We start from the raw sequence: 17429 nt of genomic DNA, 5'->3' as shown, positions 1-17429 counted from the left end.
GATTACTATCTCCTGATTATTCGGATTGAGAACTCTTCATTGCTTCAATAAAGCGGTTTGACTCACTTACCGCCGCTTCCATGTCTTTAATTAATGCGGAAATATCATTCTGCAGATTACCAAACTCACCGCGAATAGCATCAATGGCCTTAGCATTCAGGTTATGTTTCAGATAAAGCACGTTATCCTGCATTTTATCCAGCACCGGCTGCATCTTATCTGCCGCGCGCTCCATCACCCTCAGCAACTCGGCATAACGGCGTTCCGTCTGGCGTAACTGTCGCTCACTTTCGCGACGCATAGTGTCGTTACTGTATTCACCCAGCTCTTCGCTCCATTCGTCGAATAAGTCATTAGCTACTTCGTCAACTTCGTCGATACGGCTACGAACGCTCTCTGCTGCAGATTTACTGTCTTCGTAATCATCAAGCAGCGCGTTATATTGCTTTTCCAGATTACCACCATCAATGTTTAGCATAGCGTCCAGACGCTCTAATGCAGAACGGAACTCTTCCTGAGCATCGGTTTGTGAGTCACGTGCATCATCCACTCTATCGACTAAAATATCGCGCTTTTCTACGCCAAATTTTTCCATAGTGCCATAGTAAGCACTTTGACATGCTGACAGCATGAAGACCGTTACCAACGGCAATGTCCATTTTCTCATTTGTCACCTCGTGCAGCTTTAATAATACGTTCGTCGCGTTTGTCACGGTGATAACCATGCACCGCAATAATGGCGTGAAGAATAGCGATAATATAAAGAGCTCCCAGCGCACCAAGCGAGACAATAAAAAGTACTACGCCGACAATAGCGATAACCGCATTAAATATCGCCTGAAAAATTTTACCCGTCAGTAAAATAGCGACGGGGGGAAGTAAAATAGCTAAAATATACAACATTGTGTTCTCCTTGCACTTAACATGCAGCTTACCAATTAAGAGCCATTACTTTAGAAAAAGCAAACTAAATCAGTAAGGTAAACGACTACCATCCCAATGCCATAACGCTCCGGTATTTTCCGGTTTTAAGTTTTTCACTACAGCCACAATCCGCTCTGCAGAGAGTTCAGGCGAATACAGTTTGTCGGTGGATATTCGCTCCTGAAAAGGTTCAGACAAACGAGTGTCCGTTGTCCCCGGATGTATTGCCGCCACGATCAGGTTTTTATGAGTACGCTTTAACTCTATTGACGCCGTTTTCAACAGCATATTTAACCCGGCCTTGCTTGAGCGGTAGGCGTACCAGCCGCCTAAATAGTTATCCTCAATACTGCCGACTTTCGCTGACAACTGTACCCAAAAGCGGGTCTTCTTTCTGTCAAGAATTGGCAAAAACGCCTTAAGCGCCAGCATGGGTTTCACTGCGTTAACGGAAAATAACTTATTCAAGTTGTCTGCCGTAATATCGGTCAACTTTTTCTCCGGAAAGGTTTCTTCGTCATGCAACATACCTATGGTTGAGACGACGCCACTTAACTGTTCACCGTTATTTTTAAACTCACTAACCCAGGCGCCCAGTGCTTTCTCATCGTAGTCTTCTATTCGGCAATAAGTTACATCTGACGAGTCTGTTTCCGGCACCTCAGGCTGCCGCGACAACGCGAATATCCTCTCATCGGGATATTGCTTGCTTAATTCCAGAGTGATGGCCCGACCTAATCCGCCGCCAGCACCTAATACCACCATTGCCATTTGCACGACTCTCTATCATGATAGTTATTACTTCCCTACGTGAATAAAACTGGATTAGCTCAATACACCATGAAGCAAATTGAATGGAAATCGTATTTCAACCACACCTTAGGCTTTCTAAAGTACTTTGGGCAAAGGTTTAATAGCGACAATACCAATATCACCGCCGGTCACCTGACCTACGTCAGCATGCTGTCGCTGGTACCCCTTCTAGTCGTTATGTTTACGGTTTTCTCAGCATTTCCAATGTTTGATGAGCTGAAAGAGAATCTTGAGCAGGCACTTTTTGCGAATCTCTTACCCACTTCCGGTGAACAACTGGAAGAATATCTTAACGAGTTTGTGACTAATGCCTCCAAAATGACTGCAATTGGCGTCGGTTTCCTGTTTATTGTCGCCATTATGCTCATGTCAGCCATCGATAAAGCATTGAACAGCATATGGCGGGATTCCAGCAGCAGACATTGGTTGGTTTCTTTTGCTGTTTACTGGATGCTACTTACCCTAGGTCCGGTGCTTATTGGATCGGGCTTGGCTGCAACCTCTTACTTGATGTCGCTCAGCCAGTTTGCTGATGAATATGTTTCCGGCATACAAAGCTTTGTCTTGTGGTTCGTACCCATTGTGACCTCCTTTGTATTCTTTGTGCTCATGTATCAGTTAGTGCCTAACCGTCAGGTTAAATTCCGCTACGCGGCCTTTGGGGCGGTTATTGCCGCGCTTCTGTTCGAGCTGAGTAAACAACTGTTTTCACTGTACATTACTTTTTTCCCGACTTATCAGGCCATTTACGGCGCACTGGCAACCATCCCAATTCTTATCGTATGGATATATCTGTCATGGTTAATTGTACTCATTGGTGCGGTTTTAACCGTCAGTTTAGAGGAGTACCAGTTACAGCAGCCTGAGCCGAAGTCTGATTGACCTGCTTTGCATTTTCGCCGACCATAGCCGTTCTGTTTTTGAAAGGTATGTACTCATGATCGGACTCATTCAGCGCGTTAGCCGTGCCAAAGTCACTGTTGCCGATGAACTGGTCGGTTCTATCGGGCCCGGGCTGTTAATCTTATTAGGTGTTGAACACAAAGACGACGAAGCCAGTGCTGCCAAATTAGCTCAGCGCATAGCCAATTATCGCGTGTTTAGTGACGTTGAAGACAAAATGAATAATAGTGTTATCGATGCGCAGGGCGAAGTTTTGGTGGTTTCTCAATTCACCTTAGCGGCCGATACTCGTAAAGGACGGCGTCCCAGCTTTTCTTCAGCGGCAACGCCCGACCAGGCACAGCATTTGTATCAGGTTTTTTGTGAGCAAATGGCTGCGCAAGGCTTGCCGGTAAAAACCGGGCGCTTTGCAGCAGATATGCAGGTTGAGTTGGTCAATGACGGCCCGGTCACATTTGAATTGAAGGTATAACACCTATGTATCGCGTTATTACTCCGGAAACAGACGAACAACTCGAGCGTTATTACTACCTTCGCTGGCGGGTTCTGCGCGAGCCTTTTCAACGCCCTTTAGGCTCTGAACAAGACGAATACGATCAAGTTGGTCATCACCGAATGGTAGTCAATGAAGCAGAGGAACCCGTTGCGGTTGGCCGGCTTCACTTTAACAGCCCGGAAGAAGCTCAAATACGCTTTATGGCGGTTGCTCCTGAATACCGGGGGGAAGGGCATGGGGTCGCTATTATCTACGCTCTTGAGCTTGCTGCGCGCAAAGAAGGCGCAACGCATGTGGTGATCAACTCACGCGACAACACCATTGGCTTTTATAAAAAGTGTGGTTACGACGTAGCGGAAGAAGCCGATACCGTAAATAACCCCATGGCAGAACACCATTTACGCAAGTCCTTCACTGAGTACAACCGCATTATTTATCGGCCTGAGTGGTGTACCGAGCTACAGAAAACCTGGCAGGAAGACATACCTATTTCCGACGCCATGGGCATTAAAATCCATCAGTATACCGGTCGCGTATTCGAAACCCGCGCGGTACTCTCGCGAAACATTAATGTGCACGGCACCATGTTTGCCGGCAGCATTTACTCACTGGGTACCTTAACCTGCTGGGGATTGCTGCATTTACAGCTGTTAGAGCGGGAACTGGAAGGAGCCGTGGTATTAGGCGATGGTAACATTCACTATCACAAGCCAGTTACCCAGGAACCCCGGGCAATAGCGCGTTTGAGCGACGTTACCGGTGACTTTTCCGCGTTAAAACAAGGAAAAAATGCGCGTTTAACGATTAAGGCTCAGATACTGGATGAAGAGCAGCCGGTAGCAGAATTTACCGGCCGCTTTGTGGTTCTGGCAAAACGGGACTAGCCCGCAGAATTAAACTTCAGACAAAATATGCGGTAGTTTCACCACTGCCGCCAGCTCACCATTTTGAATCAGGTCACTAGCCGCTTTAATATCCGGCGCGAAGAAGCGGTCTTCAGCATAGTACGCCACTTGCTCACGCAAACAGTTAAACGCCGTTTCAACCGCAGCAGCACCTTTCAACGGGCGACGGAAATCCAGTCCTTGTGCGGCTTCTAACCACTCAATCGCAATAATGTCACTGACGTTTTTAGCGATATCCGTTAACCGACGCGCCGCAAAGGTTGCCATAGACACATGGTCTTCCTGGTTGGCAGACGTTGGCAGACTGTCCACAGACGCCGGATGCGCCAGGGTTTTATTCTCTGACGCCAATGCCGCAGCGGTAACTTGTGCCAGCATAAAGCCCGAGTTAACTCCGCCGTCATTGACCAAAAACGCCGGTAACTTGCTTAAATGGCTGTCTATGAGCAGGGCACTACGACGCTCTGACAAGGCACCAATTTCGCTGGCAGCAATGGCCAGAATATCGGCTGCCATAGCGACAGGCTCTGCGTGGAAGTTACCACCGGAAATAATGTCCTGCTCTTCGCTGAACACCAGTGGGTTGTCAGTAACTCCGTTGGCTTCGCGCACTAAAATACCCGAGGCATGCTCAATTTGGTCTAACACCGCACCCATTACCTGAGGCTGACAACGCAGAGAATACGGGTCCTGCACTTTTTCGCAATTCTCGTGGTCTTTAGCAATTTCAGAACTGTCGGTCAGCACGTGACGAAGCATTTCGGCGGCTTTAATCTGCCCCGGTTGGCCGCGTACTGCGTGAACACGTTCATCAAACGGCGCACGCGAGCCCATAGCGGCTTCCACAGAAGTCGCACCCACCACAATGGCGGCATGGAAATTACGCTCAATGCGGAACAGTCCGGCTAGAGCTAACGCAGTCGATGCTTGAGTGCCGTTCAGTAAAGCCAGACCTTCTTTCGGTGCCAACTCAAACGGCTCAATACCCGCTATTTTCAGACCTTCCTCAGCGTTTAGCACCTTTCCGTTGTGACGAACCGTACCTTCACCCACTAATGGCAATACCATGTGCGCTAACGGCGCTAAATCACCGGATGCGCCCACAGACCCTTTTTCCGGAATGCAGGGGTACACTTCGGCGTTCAATAGCTTGATCAGCGCATCAACCAACACTTGCCGTACGCCAGAAAACCCGCGCGACAGAGAGTTAATTTTCAGTAGCAGCATTAGACGCACAACGGAGTCTTCCATTAAATCGCCGGTTCCCGCAGCGTGCGATAACACAATACGACGCTGGAGATCAGTCAAGCGCTCAGGTGGAATACGGGTATTCGCCAGCAGCCCAAAACCGGTATTAATACCGTAAACTACTCGCCCTTGCTCAAGTACATCTGCAACGGTTTTCGCCGAAGTCGCAATGTTGTCCTTAGCTTCATCAGATAGCTTTAGTGTCTGATGCTGATAAAACCAGTCGCGCAGTTCACTTAACTGCAATTGTCCTGGCTGTAATTCAAAATGACTCATGCAACCTCCTTACTTCGTATCCAGCATAGGTAAATCAAGCCCTTGTTCACGGGCGCAGTTTTTCGCAATATCGTATCCGGCATCAGCGTGGCGCATAACGCCCGTACCCGGGTCGTTCCACAGCACCCGGCCTAACCGCTTGTCAGCTTCTTCGGTACCGTCGGCTACAATCACCACACCGGCGTGCTGTGAGTAACCCATGCCAACGCCACCACCGTGGTGCAGGCTGACCCAGGTCGCGCCGCCTGCTGTATTCAGCAAAGCATTCAGCAGAGGCCAGTCCGATACCGCGTCAGATCCGTCCTGCATCGCTTCGGTTTCACGGTTAGGGCTGGCAACTGAGCCAGAATCCAAGTGGTCACGGCCGATAACAACCGGCGCTTTCAGCTCGCCGCTTTTAACCATGTCGTTAAACGCGCGGGCAATGCGGGCCCGGTCTTTAAGGCCAATCCAGCAAATACGTGACGGCAGGCCCTGGAAGCTAATGCGTTCTTTAGCCATGTCCAGCCAGTTGTGTAAGTGCTCGTTATCCGGAATCAGCTCTTTCACTTTCTCGTCGGTTTTGTAGATGTCTTCCGGGTCACCCGAAAGCGCAACCCAACGGAATGGGCCAATACCTTCACAGAACAGCGGACGAATATAAGCCGGCACAAAGCCCGGGAAGTCAAAGGCGTTATCAACACCTACGTCTTTGGCCATCTGGCGAATGTTGTTACCGTAATCCAGTACTGCCGCGCCTTCTTTCTGGAAGTGCAACATAGCGCGCACCTGCACCGCCATAGATTCTTTCGCAGCATTTACCGTACCAGTGGCATCGCTTTCCTGCTTCGCTTTGTATTCTTCCAGTGTCCAACCCTGTGGCAAATAACCATGCAGAGGGTCGTGGGCTGAGGTCTGGTCAGTCACTACGTCCGGCGTCACGCCTTGCTGCTGCAATTCCGAATAAACGTCAGCGGCATTACCCAGTAAGCCCACTGAAATGGCTTCGCCTTTTGCCATCGCATCATTAATCAGTTTTAACGCATCGTCTAAGTTAGTAGCTTTATGGTCCACATAGCCGGTACGCAGGCGAAAATCGATACGTGACTCGTCACATTCAACAGCCAACATACAAAAACCGGCCATGGTTGCCGCTAATGGCTGAGCTCCACCCATGCCACCAAGGCCACCAGTAAGTACCCACTTACCTTTTGCGTCACCGTTAAAGTGTTGACGCGAAACCGAACCAAAGGTTTCGTAAGTGCCCTGCACAATGCCTTGTGAACCAATGTAAATCCAGGAGCCTGCGGTCATCTGGCCGTACATCATCAGGCCTTTTTTATCGAGCTCGTTAAAGTGTTCCCAGTTAGCCCATTCCGGTACCAGGTTAGAGTTCGCAATCAATACTCGCGGCGCATCTTCATGGGTAGGAAACACACCCACTGGTTTACCTGACTGAATCAACAGGGATTCGTTTGGTTTCAGGCGCTCTAAAGTTTCAATAATTTTGTCATAGCATTCCCAGCTGCGCGCTGCACGACCAATGCCACCGTATACAACCAGCGCCTGTGGGTGTTCCGCCACTTCATCATCCAGATTGTTCATCAGCATCCGCTTTGCAGCTTCCACCTGCCAGTTGCAGGTGGTTAGCTCGGTTCCATGAGGGGCGCTAATTTTGCGGCTTTTATCCAAACGGGTGAATGACATGACTTACTCCTTAAAGGTTAAATGGCCGCCTAACTTAAAGCGGGAGCCCGGATGGGTCAGCGTGGCGAAAGTCACCACGCCACCTGAGCTCCAGGTGCGGCGCAAAATTCTGAGACAAGGTTCGTGACGGTCGATACTTAAGTATTGGCAGAGAGTATTGACCGGCAGAATAGCTTCAATTTGATGACTGGCTTCGGTGAGCGGACTAACCACACACAAATATTCGTGCGGGGTTACCTTGCTGTAGTCCTGCTTAAGATAATCGGGAACCAGTTTGGGGTTAACAAAACGTTCTTCCAGCTGCACCGGCAAGTCATTTTCATAGTGAGTGATTAGCGAATGAAATACCGGGCTCCCTTCTTCCAGCTCCAGCGCTTCAGCTACCTGAGTCGAGGCGGGTTGTTCTTTCAGCATATGCACTTTGGCGCGGTAATCGTGGCCACGTGAACGCACTTCATCGGCAATATTGCGAATGGCCATGAACGAGGTTTGCGATTTAATTGGCGCAACGTAGGTACCAGAGCCCTGAGTCCGAATGACCAGCCCCTCATCGGCCAGTTCCTGTAGCGCGCGTCTTGCCGTCATTCGACTGACAGAAAACTGCGCCGACAAGGCATTTTCTGAACTGACAGGGTGGTTTTCAGGCCACTCACCGGATTCTATCTTCAGATAAATATGCTGTTTTATCTTTGAGAACTTGTTCATCCCGACCCCAACATGTAAATGACATGATTCGATGTTTTTGAGGCTAAAAGTCTAGTTCAGAATAATTGTATATACAAGCAGCTTTTGCTACTCTTTTATCAGAACCAACCTTAAAGGACTGTTATGCAACGCATAGAAAATATCAACGCAGCGACAATGACTGATGATAAGGGTTATGGCCTTATCCAGGACGCTACAGTCATTATTAATAAGGGCAAAATTGAATTTGTGGGTGCCGCTTTTGACGCCCCCGCCACCCCGACTGCAGAAGTCATTGACGGTAACGGTGGTCTGCTGACTCCCGGGTTAATTGATTGCCACACTCACCTGGTATGGGCCGGATCCCGCGCTAACGAATTCGCGCAACGCCTGCATGGCGCCAGCTATCAGGAAATTGCTGAGCAGGGCGGCGGTATCAAAAGTACGGTTAAAGCCACCCGCGAGGCCTCCGCAGAAGAGTTACTGACACTGGCGTTAGAGCGCGCAGAAACGCTCATGTCACAAGGAGTTACCACCATAGAAGTGAAGTCCGGTTACGGCTTGGATCTGGAAAATGAGCGCAAACAATTAACCGTAGCGCGTCAGTTAGCCGAACAGTTACCGGTGAACATTAAAACCACTTTGCTGGCGGCACACGCAGTGCCACCTGAGTTCAAGGATAACGCCGACGGCTATATTGAAGAAATTATCCAAAACATTTTACCAACGCTGGCTAATGAAGGCCTGGTCGACGCGGTTGATGCTTTTTGTGAAAGTATTGGATTTAGCCCGGCACAAACCGAAAAAGTATTTAAAACGGCAAAAGACTTAGAACTGCCAATTAAGCTTCACGCCGAGCAAATCACCAACCAGAAAGGTGCCAAGCTGGCCGCGGATTATCAGGCATTATCGGCTGATCATCTTGAGCAACTGGATGAAGAAGGTGTTAAGGCCATGGCCGAAAATGGCACGGTGGCGGTGTTATTGCCCGGCGCATTTTACTTCCTGCGCGACACGCAAAAACCGCCAGTTGAGTTACTGCGCAAACACGGGGTGCCTATGGCTATTGCCACCGATGCAAACCCGGGTTCATCACCGATTCATAACTTACCGTTAATGCTGCAAATGGCTGCGACTTTTTTCCACATGACACCGGAAGAGTGTCTGCGGGGCGTTACCGTCAATGCAGCAAAAGCATTAGGCGAAAACCAGCGCGGCGTTATTGCAGAAGGCTGTTACGCAGATTTAGCACTATGGAGTTGCAAAGACGCCGCTGAGCTCACGTACCAGTTTGGTGTGAACCCGTTAAAAACCTTATGGTTTAACGGCGTCGCTCACGACCGTGTAAGTAAGCCGTGGTCAGCTCGCTAAGCAACTGTCCGCATATTTTCATGCCTTCGTCGAAGCCGGTACTGCACAAAGAAGGAGCGGCTTCGGCAAGGTGTAAATAACGCGCTTCGTTCACCTCTGCTAAGCGCTTAACGTACTGAAAACCCTGCCCCAGACTCAAACCAACATAGTTTACAGCGCTGGCTGGTACGGCATTTAATGCATCAACATCAACTTCAATACCTAGCGGCCTCTGCCAGGACACGGCTTTTGCTACCACTTCGTCCATCACCTCAACAAATGGACGCTCATATAAGCGATGCAGTGTATGGTAACGCATGCCAGCGTCTTGCAGCTGACGCAGGCTACTGGCAGAGTTTTTGCCCTGATGCAAACCAACAATATGGTAAAACTCCAGCGCACCTTCCATATAAGCGTAACTAAAGCCATTGCCGGAGTGGCGGCCTTCGCGCGGACGAAAGTCTGCATGAGGGTCTAAATTGACCGCACCACAAGCTTCCTCTGTCACTTTATGCAAACTCTTCAGCAGCGGATACGCATTATTGTGACCCCCGCCAATAACAATCACCTCAAAACCCTGCTCGAATAACGGCGTCAGAATTTTCTCGACGCGGGCATCAACCTGCGCGCAAAGTTCACGTAAAGTGGCCAGATCATGGGCGTCTGTAGCATCGAGTTCAGCGGCCTTTTCGTTTAAGTCGTCGCAATTAACCGCTCCAACCAACAACATCTCGTGCGTGGAAAGTAACCCCGTTTTTTGCAGGTTTAAGAAGCTTTTCAAAAAAGCCTGCCAGCCGTCATCGGCACCGGCGCGACCAAGGTTGGCTCGCACACCGATACTCTCGGGAATACCGACTAATGCTACACGCTGGCCGTCTTCCCAGGCTGCCGCCAGGCTTTCTTCGTAAGTGCCCTGTTCAGAGAGCACCCGAATGGCCTGGCCAATTTTAGTTTCCTGTTCACGTACCGTGACCCATTTTGCCGGGTCGGTCAGTTCTAAGTAAGAGATGTCACTCATCATTCAATATCTAATGGTTCCGGAGACAAGATAACGCCAGTAGTATCGATATAAAGGTGGTCTTCCGGCAAAAAGGTTACGCCGCCAAAGTTTACCGGCACATTCAGTTCACCTACGCCTTCGCTAATAGCGCCAACCGGAATAGAAGCAACACCCAGAATCCCAATATCCAGCTCTTCCAGCGCGTCAACTTCGCGCACGGCGCCGTAACAGACAATGCCTTCCCAGTCGTTATCCATGGCTTGCTCAGCAATAGCTGCATCAACCAGAGCACGGCGTGATGAGCCACCACCATCAATCAATAAAATCTTCCCACCACCGTCGGCAGCAATGGTTTCCTCAATAAGCCCTTTATCTTCATGGCACTTGATAATAACCAAACTACCACCAAAAGAGTTGCGGCCTCCGTAAGACTCAAACATGGGTTCAACCACATCGACCATATCGGGGTATAAATCGCAAAGTTCTGAAGTGTTGTATTCCATGATTGTATTCCTGACGTTGCTATAGCAGTAGCTGGCAGTATACCTGCTATCCGGTGCGGACAAAAGCAACCTGATAGCGGTAACGAAACCCTTGAATTATAGAATAAAAACCCGTTTAATCTAACTAACCATAATAATAATAAAGTGAATTGCTATTTTCATGCCCCAGCTCGACCTCATGACCAGTCTGGCTATAGAGACCTTTGCGCATTCAATACAGGCAGTTTTTCTGCTCGGATTTGCCGCTTTACTGATGTATTACCATAGATACTATCAACGCGATTATCTAGGTTACTGGGCTTTCGCCTGCTGTGCATTTGGTCCTGGAGAAATCATCAGAGCCTTTTTGGCCGGAAGCGCAATGGTCGCGCCCGAGTCTGCGCTTAGCTGGTCCAGTGGTTTACAAGGGGTCGCTTTAACCTGCCAGTACCTAGCCATTTCGTTTATTGCCCTCGGTGCCTCTTGTGCCGCGTTTAATAAAAAACCGCAACACTACTGGCAATATATAGCTTATGGGGTGTCGTTGGTTGGCGGTATTATTTCCTATTTTTGGCTAGATCCCACCATAAGCGATGCGGGTAACACGCCCAATGCCGGATTTATGCGGTTTCTGGTCACTGGCGTAGCGTTAATCGCTATCAGCTTGCTTATGTGGCGGAAATTAGGAAGCGGTATCGGCCCCAAATTGGTGTCCGGTGGCTTTTTCAGTATCGGTTTTAAGAATTTAGTCGTACTTAGCGTTATTTTTTCTTTACCCGGAAACGCTGTGGACTGGGCTCTCAGCTTTCAGGCGCTTTTAAATATCATTATCATTGCGGCGATTATCGTCGGTATTATCATTTGGTTGCTGGAATCTGAGCGCAATACCGCAGTGCGCGCCATCCAAAGAGCCGAGTATCTGCACACCCATGACGCGCTGACCGGAGTCTCTAACCGTGACCAGCTGGTCAGTAAAATTCCTTTATTCATCGAGTACTGCCGCAGTAACAACCGTCAATTAACCATTATGCTTGTTGGCGTCAGTCGCTTTAAAGTGGTTAACGAAAACATTGGTATTCGCGGTGGTGACCAGGTGCTAAAAGAAATTGCGCGACGCCTGCAAAACTTTCGCAAACAGCCTCTGGCGGTATCCCGTATCAGTGGCGATGTCTTTGCTCTTGCCTTTGATCATTTAAAAAGCCGCAGTCTTATAAAAGATTTAGCTACAGAGCTTCAGGACACACTGAGTAACCCCATTGAAGTGGGCGAAAAAACGCTGAATATTGCCGCGGGTATTGGTATTGCACGCTACCCTCAGCACGGCAGTCGATCGGAAGTTCTACTCAATAAAGCAACCATTGCGCTGACTCAGGCAAAGCAGTCACACCAGCCCAGTGTTACCGTTTATGAGCGGGGTATGGATGAGATGTACTCCTATCTGGTTGATATGGAGCCAATTTTACGCCGCGCTATGCAAGAGAATGAGTTCACTCTGTATCTTCAGCCGCAGTTTGACTTTGACCATCAACAGCTTTGTGGTTTTGAAGCCCTGATCCGTTGGCAGCACCCGGAACGCGGTCTGCTGAGTCCGGCGGAATTTCTGCCTTATATCGAGCAATTGGGGCTTTCCACCGAACTGGATGACTGGGTACTGAACCACGCGGCTGCTATCCTTGCTTCCTGGAAACAAAAGTTTGGTCTCTGCTGGCCCATAGCGGTGAATTTATCAGCGCCACAATTTCAGCATTTTCAGTTAATAGAAAAAATGCAGCGGTTACTGGAAGACTACAATATATCGCCCGAATGGCTAGAGCTTGAGATCACCGAAAACGTGGCCATGTCAGATTTACACAACGGCATGAGTGTTATCCAGCGGCTGCGGGAAATGGGTTTTGGCATTTCTATTGATGATTTTGGTACCGGTCACTCTTCCCTGGCTTACCTTCGCTCATTACCTATTAACAAAATTAAAATAGACCGCAGCTTTGTCAGCGAACTGCAGCAAAATAATAACGATGTCACCATTTTAAAAGCCATGATCCGGCTGTCTCACGGTCTGGGTAAACGCGTTATTGCCGAGGGCATTGAAACCCAAGAACAGCAGGACATGTTGCAAAAACTGGGTTGCGACATGATGCAGGGCTATTTTTACTCCCCCCCAATGCGCCTGCAATTTGCTGAACAGTTGATTGAACGCCAAATTCAAGGCGACAAAAAGCCGTTGCCACCCGGAGAGTTTGCAACGGCTTTCTAGCTCTACAATTTCTGCAGAGTATTTTTACAGGATAAAGCGGCTTAGGTCTTCGTCTTGCGATAGCTCACCGACATGTTCATTCACGTAATCGGCATCAACAACCAGTTTCTCACCGCTGTGGTCAGTAGCATGGAAGGAAATTTCTTCCATTAAACGCTCCAGCACCGTATGTAAGCGACGCGCACCAATGTTTTCTGTCGTTTCGTTTACATGGAATGCCACTTCAGCAATACGCTGAATGCCTTCTTCAGTAAAGCTCACTTCAACGCCTTCAGTGTTCAGCAGAGCATGGTACTGAGTCGTCAGCGACGCACTTGGCTCTGTCAGAATACGCACGAAGTCGCCACTGGTCAGTGCTTCCAGCTCAACCCGAATAGGCAAACGCCCCTGTAATTCAGGAATAAGATCTGACGGCTTACTCATCTGGAATGCACCAGAGGCAATAAACAGAATATGATCAGTTTTTATCATACCGTGCTTGGTATTCACCGTGGTCCCTTCAACCAAAGGCAGCAAGTCGCGCTGCACGCCTTCGCGGGAAACATCTGGCCCGCTGGTATCGCCACGCTTACAAATCTTGTCAATTTCATCTAAAAAGACAATGCCGTTTTGCTCAACCGACTCAATAGCAGCTTCTTTTACTTCGTCGGGGTTCAGCAATTTCGCCGCTTCTTCCTCGACTAGCTGCTTGTAAGCATCTTTAATGCGCATTTTGCGTGCTTTTGTCTTATCGCTGCCCATGTTCTGGAACATGTTCTGCAACTGCGACGTCATTTCTTCCATACCCGGAGGCGCCATAATTTCAACACCCATTTGCGGCATGGCTAAATCAATTTCAATTTCTTTGTCATCCAGCTGGCCTTCACGTAACTTCTTACGGAATACCTGACGCGTACCACGCTGGTCATCATTTTCCGGCGTCTCTTCCTGTTGCTGAGCCCAACCAGAAGAAGACTGCTTCGCCGGTGGTAACAGCACATCCAAAATACGCTCTTCCGCCGCTTCTTCAGCGCGGTAACGTACCTTTTGCATCATTTCTTCGCGCGTTTGCTTCACCGCAACGTCGGTTAAATCCTTAATAATGGATTCAATTTCTTTGCCCACGTAACCCACTTCTGTGAACTTAGTCGCTTCAACTTTAATGAAAGGTGCTCTCGCTAATTTCGCCAGGCGGCGGGCAATTTCCGTTTTACCCACACCGGTAGGGCCTATCATTAAGATATTCTTAGGCGTTACTTCCTGACGCAGCTCGTCATCCAGCTGCATCCGGCGCCAGCGATTACGCAAAGCAACGGCGACAGCGCGTTTTGCTTTATCCTGGCCAATAATATGTCGGTTTAATTCGTCTACAATTTCTCTTGGGGTCATCTCAGACATCTTATTTTTTCCCCTGCTTCGTTTTGTCTTCAGCAATAGACTCTTCTTCTTCAATGGTCTGGTTGCCGTTGGTGTACACGCAGATATCGCCTGCAATGGTCAGTGCTTTTTGCACAATGTCGCGGGCATTCAAGTCGGTATTTTCCAGCAAAGCTCTTGCTGCCGACTGCGCAAACGGCCCACCGGAGCCAATCGCAATAAGGTCATTTTCCGGCTGCACAACGTCACCATTACCAGTAATAATTAATGACGTTTCTTTATCCGCAACCGCGAGCAATGCCTCCAGTCGGCGCAAAGCACGGTCGGTACGCCAATCTTTTGCCAATTCCACAGCCGCACGCATCAGGTTCCCCTGATGTTGTTCAAGTTTGGATTCAAAACGTTCGAACAGTGTGAAAGCGTCTGCGGTTCCGCCGGCAAAACCTGCCAGCACTTTATCGTGGTATAGGCGACGCACTTTACGCGCATTACCTTTCATTACGGTATTACCTAAGGAAACCTGGCCGTCTCCGCCAATTACAACTTTATCGCCGCGGCGAACAGATACGATAGTAGTCAAAGCAAGACCCTCTTTTTTGTCTTAGTGACGTCGATGACAAGTATTTGAGGGTCTATATCGTATTTTTCAATGGTGTCAGCCGATTAATCCAGATTCCAGTTCCAGATAGCACAACCAAACACTTGATTGCGTTGAAGTTTATGACGGTCACTTTCAGCATCTCGTTTGGTTTCATAAGGGCCCAGAATAACCCGGTACCAAAGCCCATTGCTCCCTTCAGTCGAGCGTACCTGAGATTCAAGCCCCGCCATCGCAATTTGTGCACGTAACCTTTCAGCGTCTTCCTGCTGACGGAAAGAGCCACATTGCATCAGTTTCGGTGGACCCAGTTCGCGTTCAGGCACATCCACTTCCACCTCTTTACTTTTTAGCTCTTCTATATAGCGCCAGCGTTCAGCCGATTTCTCTGGCAATAAGTCAGCCGGTGGCGGTTGTACCTTTGGTTGTTCAACCTGTTCAGATTTACCGTTAATTTGCAGCAGAATATAGGTAAAAAATGCTATCAGGACAATGGCAACAGCGACCACGAACCAGGGCACCGGCTTACGCTCAGCAACGGGTTTTGCACCGCGTTGCTGCTTTTTATTGGTTCCCTTTTTCTTAGCCGGCTTACGTTTTGGCGGTTTTGGCTTACGATTCGCGTAATCCATAGTGCGTTACATCTTCTCCAGGGTTGGAATACCCAGTAATTCCAGGCCTTGCTTCAGCACGTTGGCGGTTAACATCGACAACTTCAGACGACTGTTACGAAGGGCTTCGTCTTCCTGATTCAAAATTGGGCAGGCTTCATAAAAACTGGAGAAGCGACCGGCCAAATCAAACAGGAAACCACATAAGAAATGCGGCATGGCTTTATCCTGAACCTGATGCAGCACTTCGTTAAAACGCACCAGCTGATTCGCCAACGCCAGCTCGCGTTCGTCATCCAGAATAATGTCGGCGTTGCGATCAAACGCTGTGTCGCCTAAACGGTCAAAAATACTGTTCACACGGGTGTAAGCATAAAGCAGGTAAGGTGCCGTGTTGCCTTCAAAAGTCAGCATGTGGTTCCAGTCGAAAATGTAATCGCTGGTACGGTTTTTTGATAAGTCCGCGTACTTAACCGAGCTAATACCCACCACTTCAGCAACGCGTTTTTGCTGCTCATCTGTTAAATCAGTCGTTTTCTGCTGCAGTAGCTCTAGTGCACGACGTTCAGCTTCATCTAATAAATCAGCCAGCTTAGTCACACCACCGTCACGGCTCTTGTAAGGTTTGCCATCTTTGCCCATCACGGTACCAAAACCGTAATGGTCTAGCTGTATCTCGCCTTCCACAAAACCGGCTTTGCGTGCCAGCGTAAAAATTTGGTCGAAATGCAGCGACTGACGCGCATCCACAAAGTACATCAGGTGGTCACCACCTAACTGTTTCTGACGGTATTCAATAGCGGCTAAATCGGTGGTGGCATAGAGGTAGCCCCCGCCTTTTTTCTGCACAATAATAGGCAGCGGTTCGCCTTCTTTACCTTTGTATTCTTCAAGGAACACGCATTGTGCACCCTGATCTTCAGTCAACAGGCCTTTTTCTCGCAGGTGCTCAATAACACCCGGTAACTTGTCGTTATAAGCACTCTCTGCCATCACATCGTCACGAGTCAGTTTAACGCCTAAACGGTCGTAAACGTCCTGACAATGGCTCAGTGACACATCAATAAACTGGTTCCACAGCTTCAGGCAGTATTCGTCGCCCGACTGCAGTTTTACGACTAGCTGACGTGCACGGTCAGCAAACTCTTCGCTTTCGTCAAAACGTTGCTTGGCGGCTTTATAAAAAGTCTCCAGGTTGCTCAGCTCATATTCAGCAGACTGGTTATCCAGCGCTTCCATGTACGCTAAAAGCATGCCGAACTGCGTGCCCCAGTCGCCCACGTGGTTCTGGCGAATGACTTTATGCCCTAAAAACTCACACACGCGCGACACGGCGTCGCCAATAATGGCAGAACGCAAATGGCCTACGTGCATTTCTTTCGCCAGGTTAGGCGACGAGTAGTCAATAACAATGGTTTTGCTTTCTTCTGCCACATCCACGTTCAGGCTGTCGCTGCTGAGCATCGCGGTTAGCTGGTCTTTCAACTGGTCCTGCGAAATGGTGAAGTTAATAAAGCCCGGCCCGGCAATATCCATTTTCGACAACAGGGAGTTCTCCGGAACCGCGGCAACAATGGCTTCTGCCAACTGACGCGGATTCGATTTCGCAGGCTTTGCCAGCATTAATGCCAAGTTTGTCGCAAAGTCACCGTGAGACTTATCGCGGGGTCGGTCCAACTGAATGTTTACTGAATGATCCGCCGGAATTGTGCCCTGTGCTTTAAGTTGACCAATGGCTTCGGCCAGTAACTGTTCAAGTTGTTCTTTCATTAATGCGACTACCTGTATGAAAAATCGAAGAGGAAATTCAAAGCGCTTAGTTTAATCGCTACGCTCGATAAAA

17 protein-coding genes are annotated in these 17429 nt (G+C 49.0%); 5 read left to right on the top strand and 12 right to left on the bottom strand.

Annotation, left to right across the window (positions count from 1 at the left end; all coding sequences use genetic code 11):
* Positions 1–16: 16 nt before the first annotated feature.
* The 3 genes from ACP7H9_RS07595 to ACP7H9_RS07585 all read right to left on the bottom strand — a co-directional run bounded on the left by ACP7H9_RS07595 (position 17) and on the right by ACP7H9_RS07585 (position 1695).
* Positions 17–667 (bottom strand): DUF2959 domain-containing protein, encoded by a 651-nt coding sequence (locus ACP7H9_RS07595; protein WP_011235669.1) that lies wholly within the window; start codon positions 665–667, stop codon positions 17–19.
* A complete protein-coding gene (locus ACP7H9_RS07590) occupies positions 664–903 on the bottom strand; it encodes a hypothetical protein (RefSeq protein ID WP_011235670.1) in 240 nt (79 codons plus the stop codon). Before ACP7H9_RS07590 ends, ACP7H9_RS07595 begins: the two co-directional genes overlap by 4 nt.
* 69 nt (positions 904–972) lie before the next feature.
* Positions 973–1695 carry an SDR family NAD(P)-dependent oxidoreductase gene (locus ACP7H9_RS07585; protein ID WP_011235671.1) on the bottom strand — a complete coding sequence of 241 codons (723 nt, stop codon included), beginning with the start codon at positions 1693–1695 and terminating at the stop codon, positions 973–975.
* 69 nt (positions 1696–1764) lie between these two features.
* On the opposite strand from ACP7H9_RS07585, the gene ACP7H9_RS07580 reads away from it, so the two are divergent.
* Genes ACP7H9_RS07580 through ACP7H9_RS07570 form a run of 3 tightly spaced genes read left to right on the top strand, consistent with a single transcriptional unit; the run spans position 1765 to position 4020 of the window.
* Positions 1765–2619 (top strand): virulence factor BrkB family protein, encoded by an 855-nt coding sequence (locus tag ACP7H9_RS07580; RefSeq protein WP_011235672.1) that lies wholly within the window; start codon positions 1765–1767, stop codon positions 2617–2619.
* A gap of 55 nt (positions 2620–2674) precedes the next feature.
* Positions 2675–3112, top strand: coding sequence for a D-aminoacyl-tRNA deacylase (gene dtd / locus ACP7H9_RS07575; protein WP_011235673.1), 438 nt, complete (start codon positions 2675–2677; stop codon positions 3110–3112).
* A 5-nt stretch (positions 3113–3117) separates the two neighbouring features.
* Complete coding sequence (locus ACP7H9_RS07570) at positions 3118–4020, top strand: bifunctional GNAT family N-acetyltransferase/hotdog fold thioesterase (protein ID WP_011235674.1); 903 nt, start codon at positions 3118–3120, stop codon at positions 4018–4020.
* A 9-nt stretch (positions 4021–4029) separates the two neighbouring features.
* Here ACP7H9_RS07570 and hutH read toward each other — a convergent pair whose 3' ends face one another.
* The 3 genes from hutH to hutC are packed head-to-tail and all read right to left on the bottom strand — an operon-like array spanning position 4030 to position 7956.
* Positions 4030–5565, bottom strand: a complete 1536-nt coding sequence (gene hutH / locus ACP7H9_RS07565) for a histidine ammonia-lyase (protein ID WP_011235675.1) — start codon at positions 5563–5565, stop codon at positions 4030–4032.
* A gap of 9 nt (positions 5566–5574) precedes the next feature.
* Entirely contained in the window at positions 5575–7251 is a 1677-nt protein-coding gene (gene hutU, locus ACP7H9_RS07560) for a urocanate hydratase (RefSeq protein ID WP_034822753.1), read from the bottom strand.
* A 3-nt stretch (positions 7252–7254) separates the two neighbouring features.
* Positions 7255–7956, bottom strand: coding sequence for a histidine utilization repressor (hutC, locus tag ACP7H9_RS07555; RefSeq protein WP_011235677.1), 702 nt, complete (start codon positions 7954–7956; stop codon positions 7255–7257).
* Between the two features lie 123 nt (positions 7957–8079).
* Between hutC and hutI the strand changes: the two genes are divergently transcribed.
* On the top strand, positions 8080–9306 hold the full coding sequence (gene hutI, locus ACP7H9_RS07550; protein WP_011235678.1) for an imidazolonepropionase: 1227 nt from the start codon (positions 8080–8082) through the stop codon (positions 9304–9306).
* On the opposite strand, the gene ACP7H9_RS07545 is transcribed toward hutI, so the two are convergent.
* Both ACP7H9_RS07545 and rraA read right to left on the bottom strand, forming a co-directional pair.
* A complete protein-coding gene (locus ACP7H9_RS07545; RefSeq protein WP_034822755.1) occupies positions 9257–10306 on the bottom strand; it encodes a formimidoylglutamase in 1050 nt (349 codons plus the stop codon). The genes hutI and ACP7H9_RS07545 overlap by 50 nt on opposite strands.
* Entirely contained in the window at positions 10303–10788 is a 486-nt protein-coding gene (gene rraA / locus ACP7H9_RS07540) for a ribonuclease E activity regulator RraA (RefSeq protein ID WP_034822757.1), read from the bottom strand. The genes ACP7H9_RS07545 and rraA overlap by 4 nt, the downstream gene beginning before the upstream one ends.
* Positions 10789–10948: 160 nt before the next feature.
* On the opposite strand from rraA, the gene ACP7H9_RS07535 reads away from it, so the two are divergent.
* A complete protein-coding gene (locus tag ACP7H9_RS07535) occupies positions 10949–13021 on the top strand; it encodes a putative bifunctional diguanylate cyclase/phosphodiesterase (protein WP_034822759.1) in 2073 nt (690 codons plus the stop codon).
* A 24-nt stretch (positions 13022–13045) separates the two neighbouring features.
* On the opposite strand, the gene hslU is transcribed toward ACP7H9_RS07535, so the two are convergent.
* The 4 genes from hslU to argS form a co-directional block, all read right to left on the bottom strand.
* Positions 13046–14398: an ATP-dependent protease ATPase subunit HslU gene (hslU, locus tag ACP7H9_RS07530; protein ID WP_034822761.1), complete on the bottom strand. Its 1353-nt coding sequence runs from the start codon at positions 14396–14398 to the stop codon at positions 13046–13048.
* A 1-nt stretch (position 14399) separates the two neighbouring features.
* Positions 14400–14957: an ATP-dependent protease subunit HslV gene (gene hslV / locus ACP7H9_RS07525; RefSeq protein WP_011235683.1), complete on the bottom strand. Its 558-nt coding sequence runs from the start codon at positions 14955–14957 to the stop codon at positions 14400–14402.
* A gap of 83 nt (positions 14958–15040) precedes the next feature.
* Positions 15041–15607 carry an SPOR domain-containing protein gene (locus tag ACP7H9_RS07520; RefSeq protein WP_034822763.1) on the bottom strand — a complete coding sequence of 189 codons (567 nt, stop codon included), beginning with the start codon at positions 15605–15607 and terminating at the stop codon, positions 15041–15043.
* A gap of 6 nt (positions 15608–15613) precedes the next feature.
* Positions 15614–17356, bottom strand: a complete 1743-nt coding sequence (argS, locus tag ACP7H9_RS07515; protein WP_034822765.1) for an arginine--tRNA ligase — start codon at positions 17354–17356, stop codon at positions 15614–15616.
* Positions 17357–17429: the final 73 nt, after the last annotated feature.

This window comes from Idiomarina sp. ST20R2A10, assembly GCF_051842345.1.
GTDB classification, from domain to species: Bacteria; Pseudomonadota; Gammaproteobacteria; order Enterobacterales; family Alteromonadaceae; genus Idiomarina; species Idiomarina loihiensis.
Note: the sequence above shows the minus strand (reverse complement) of the source record. Positions and strands in the feature narration are given on the sequence as shown.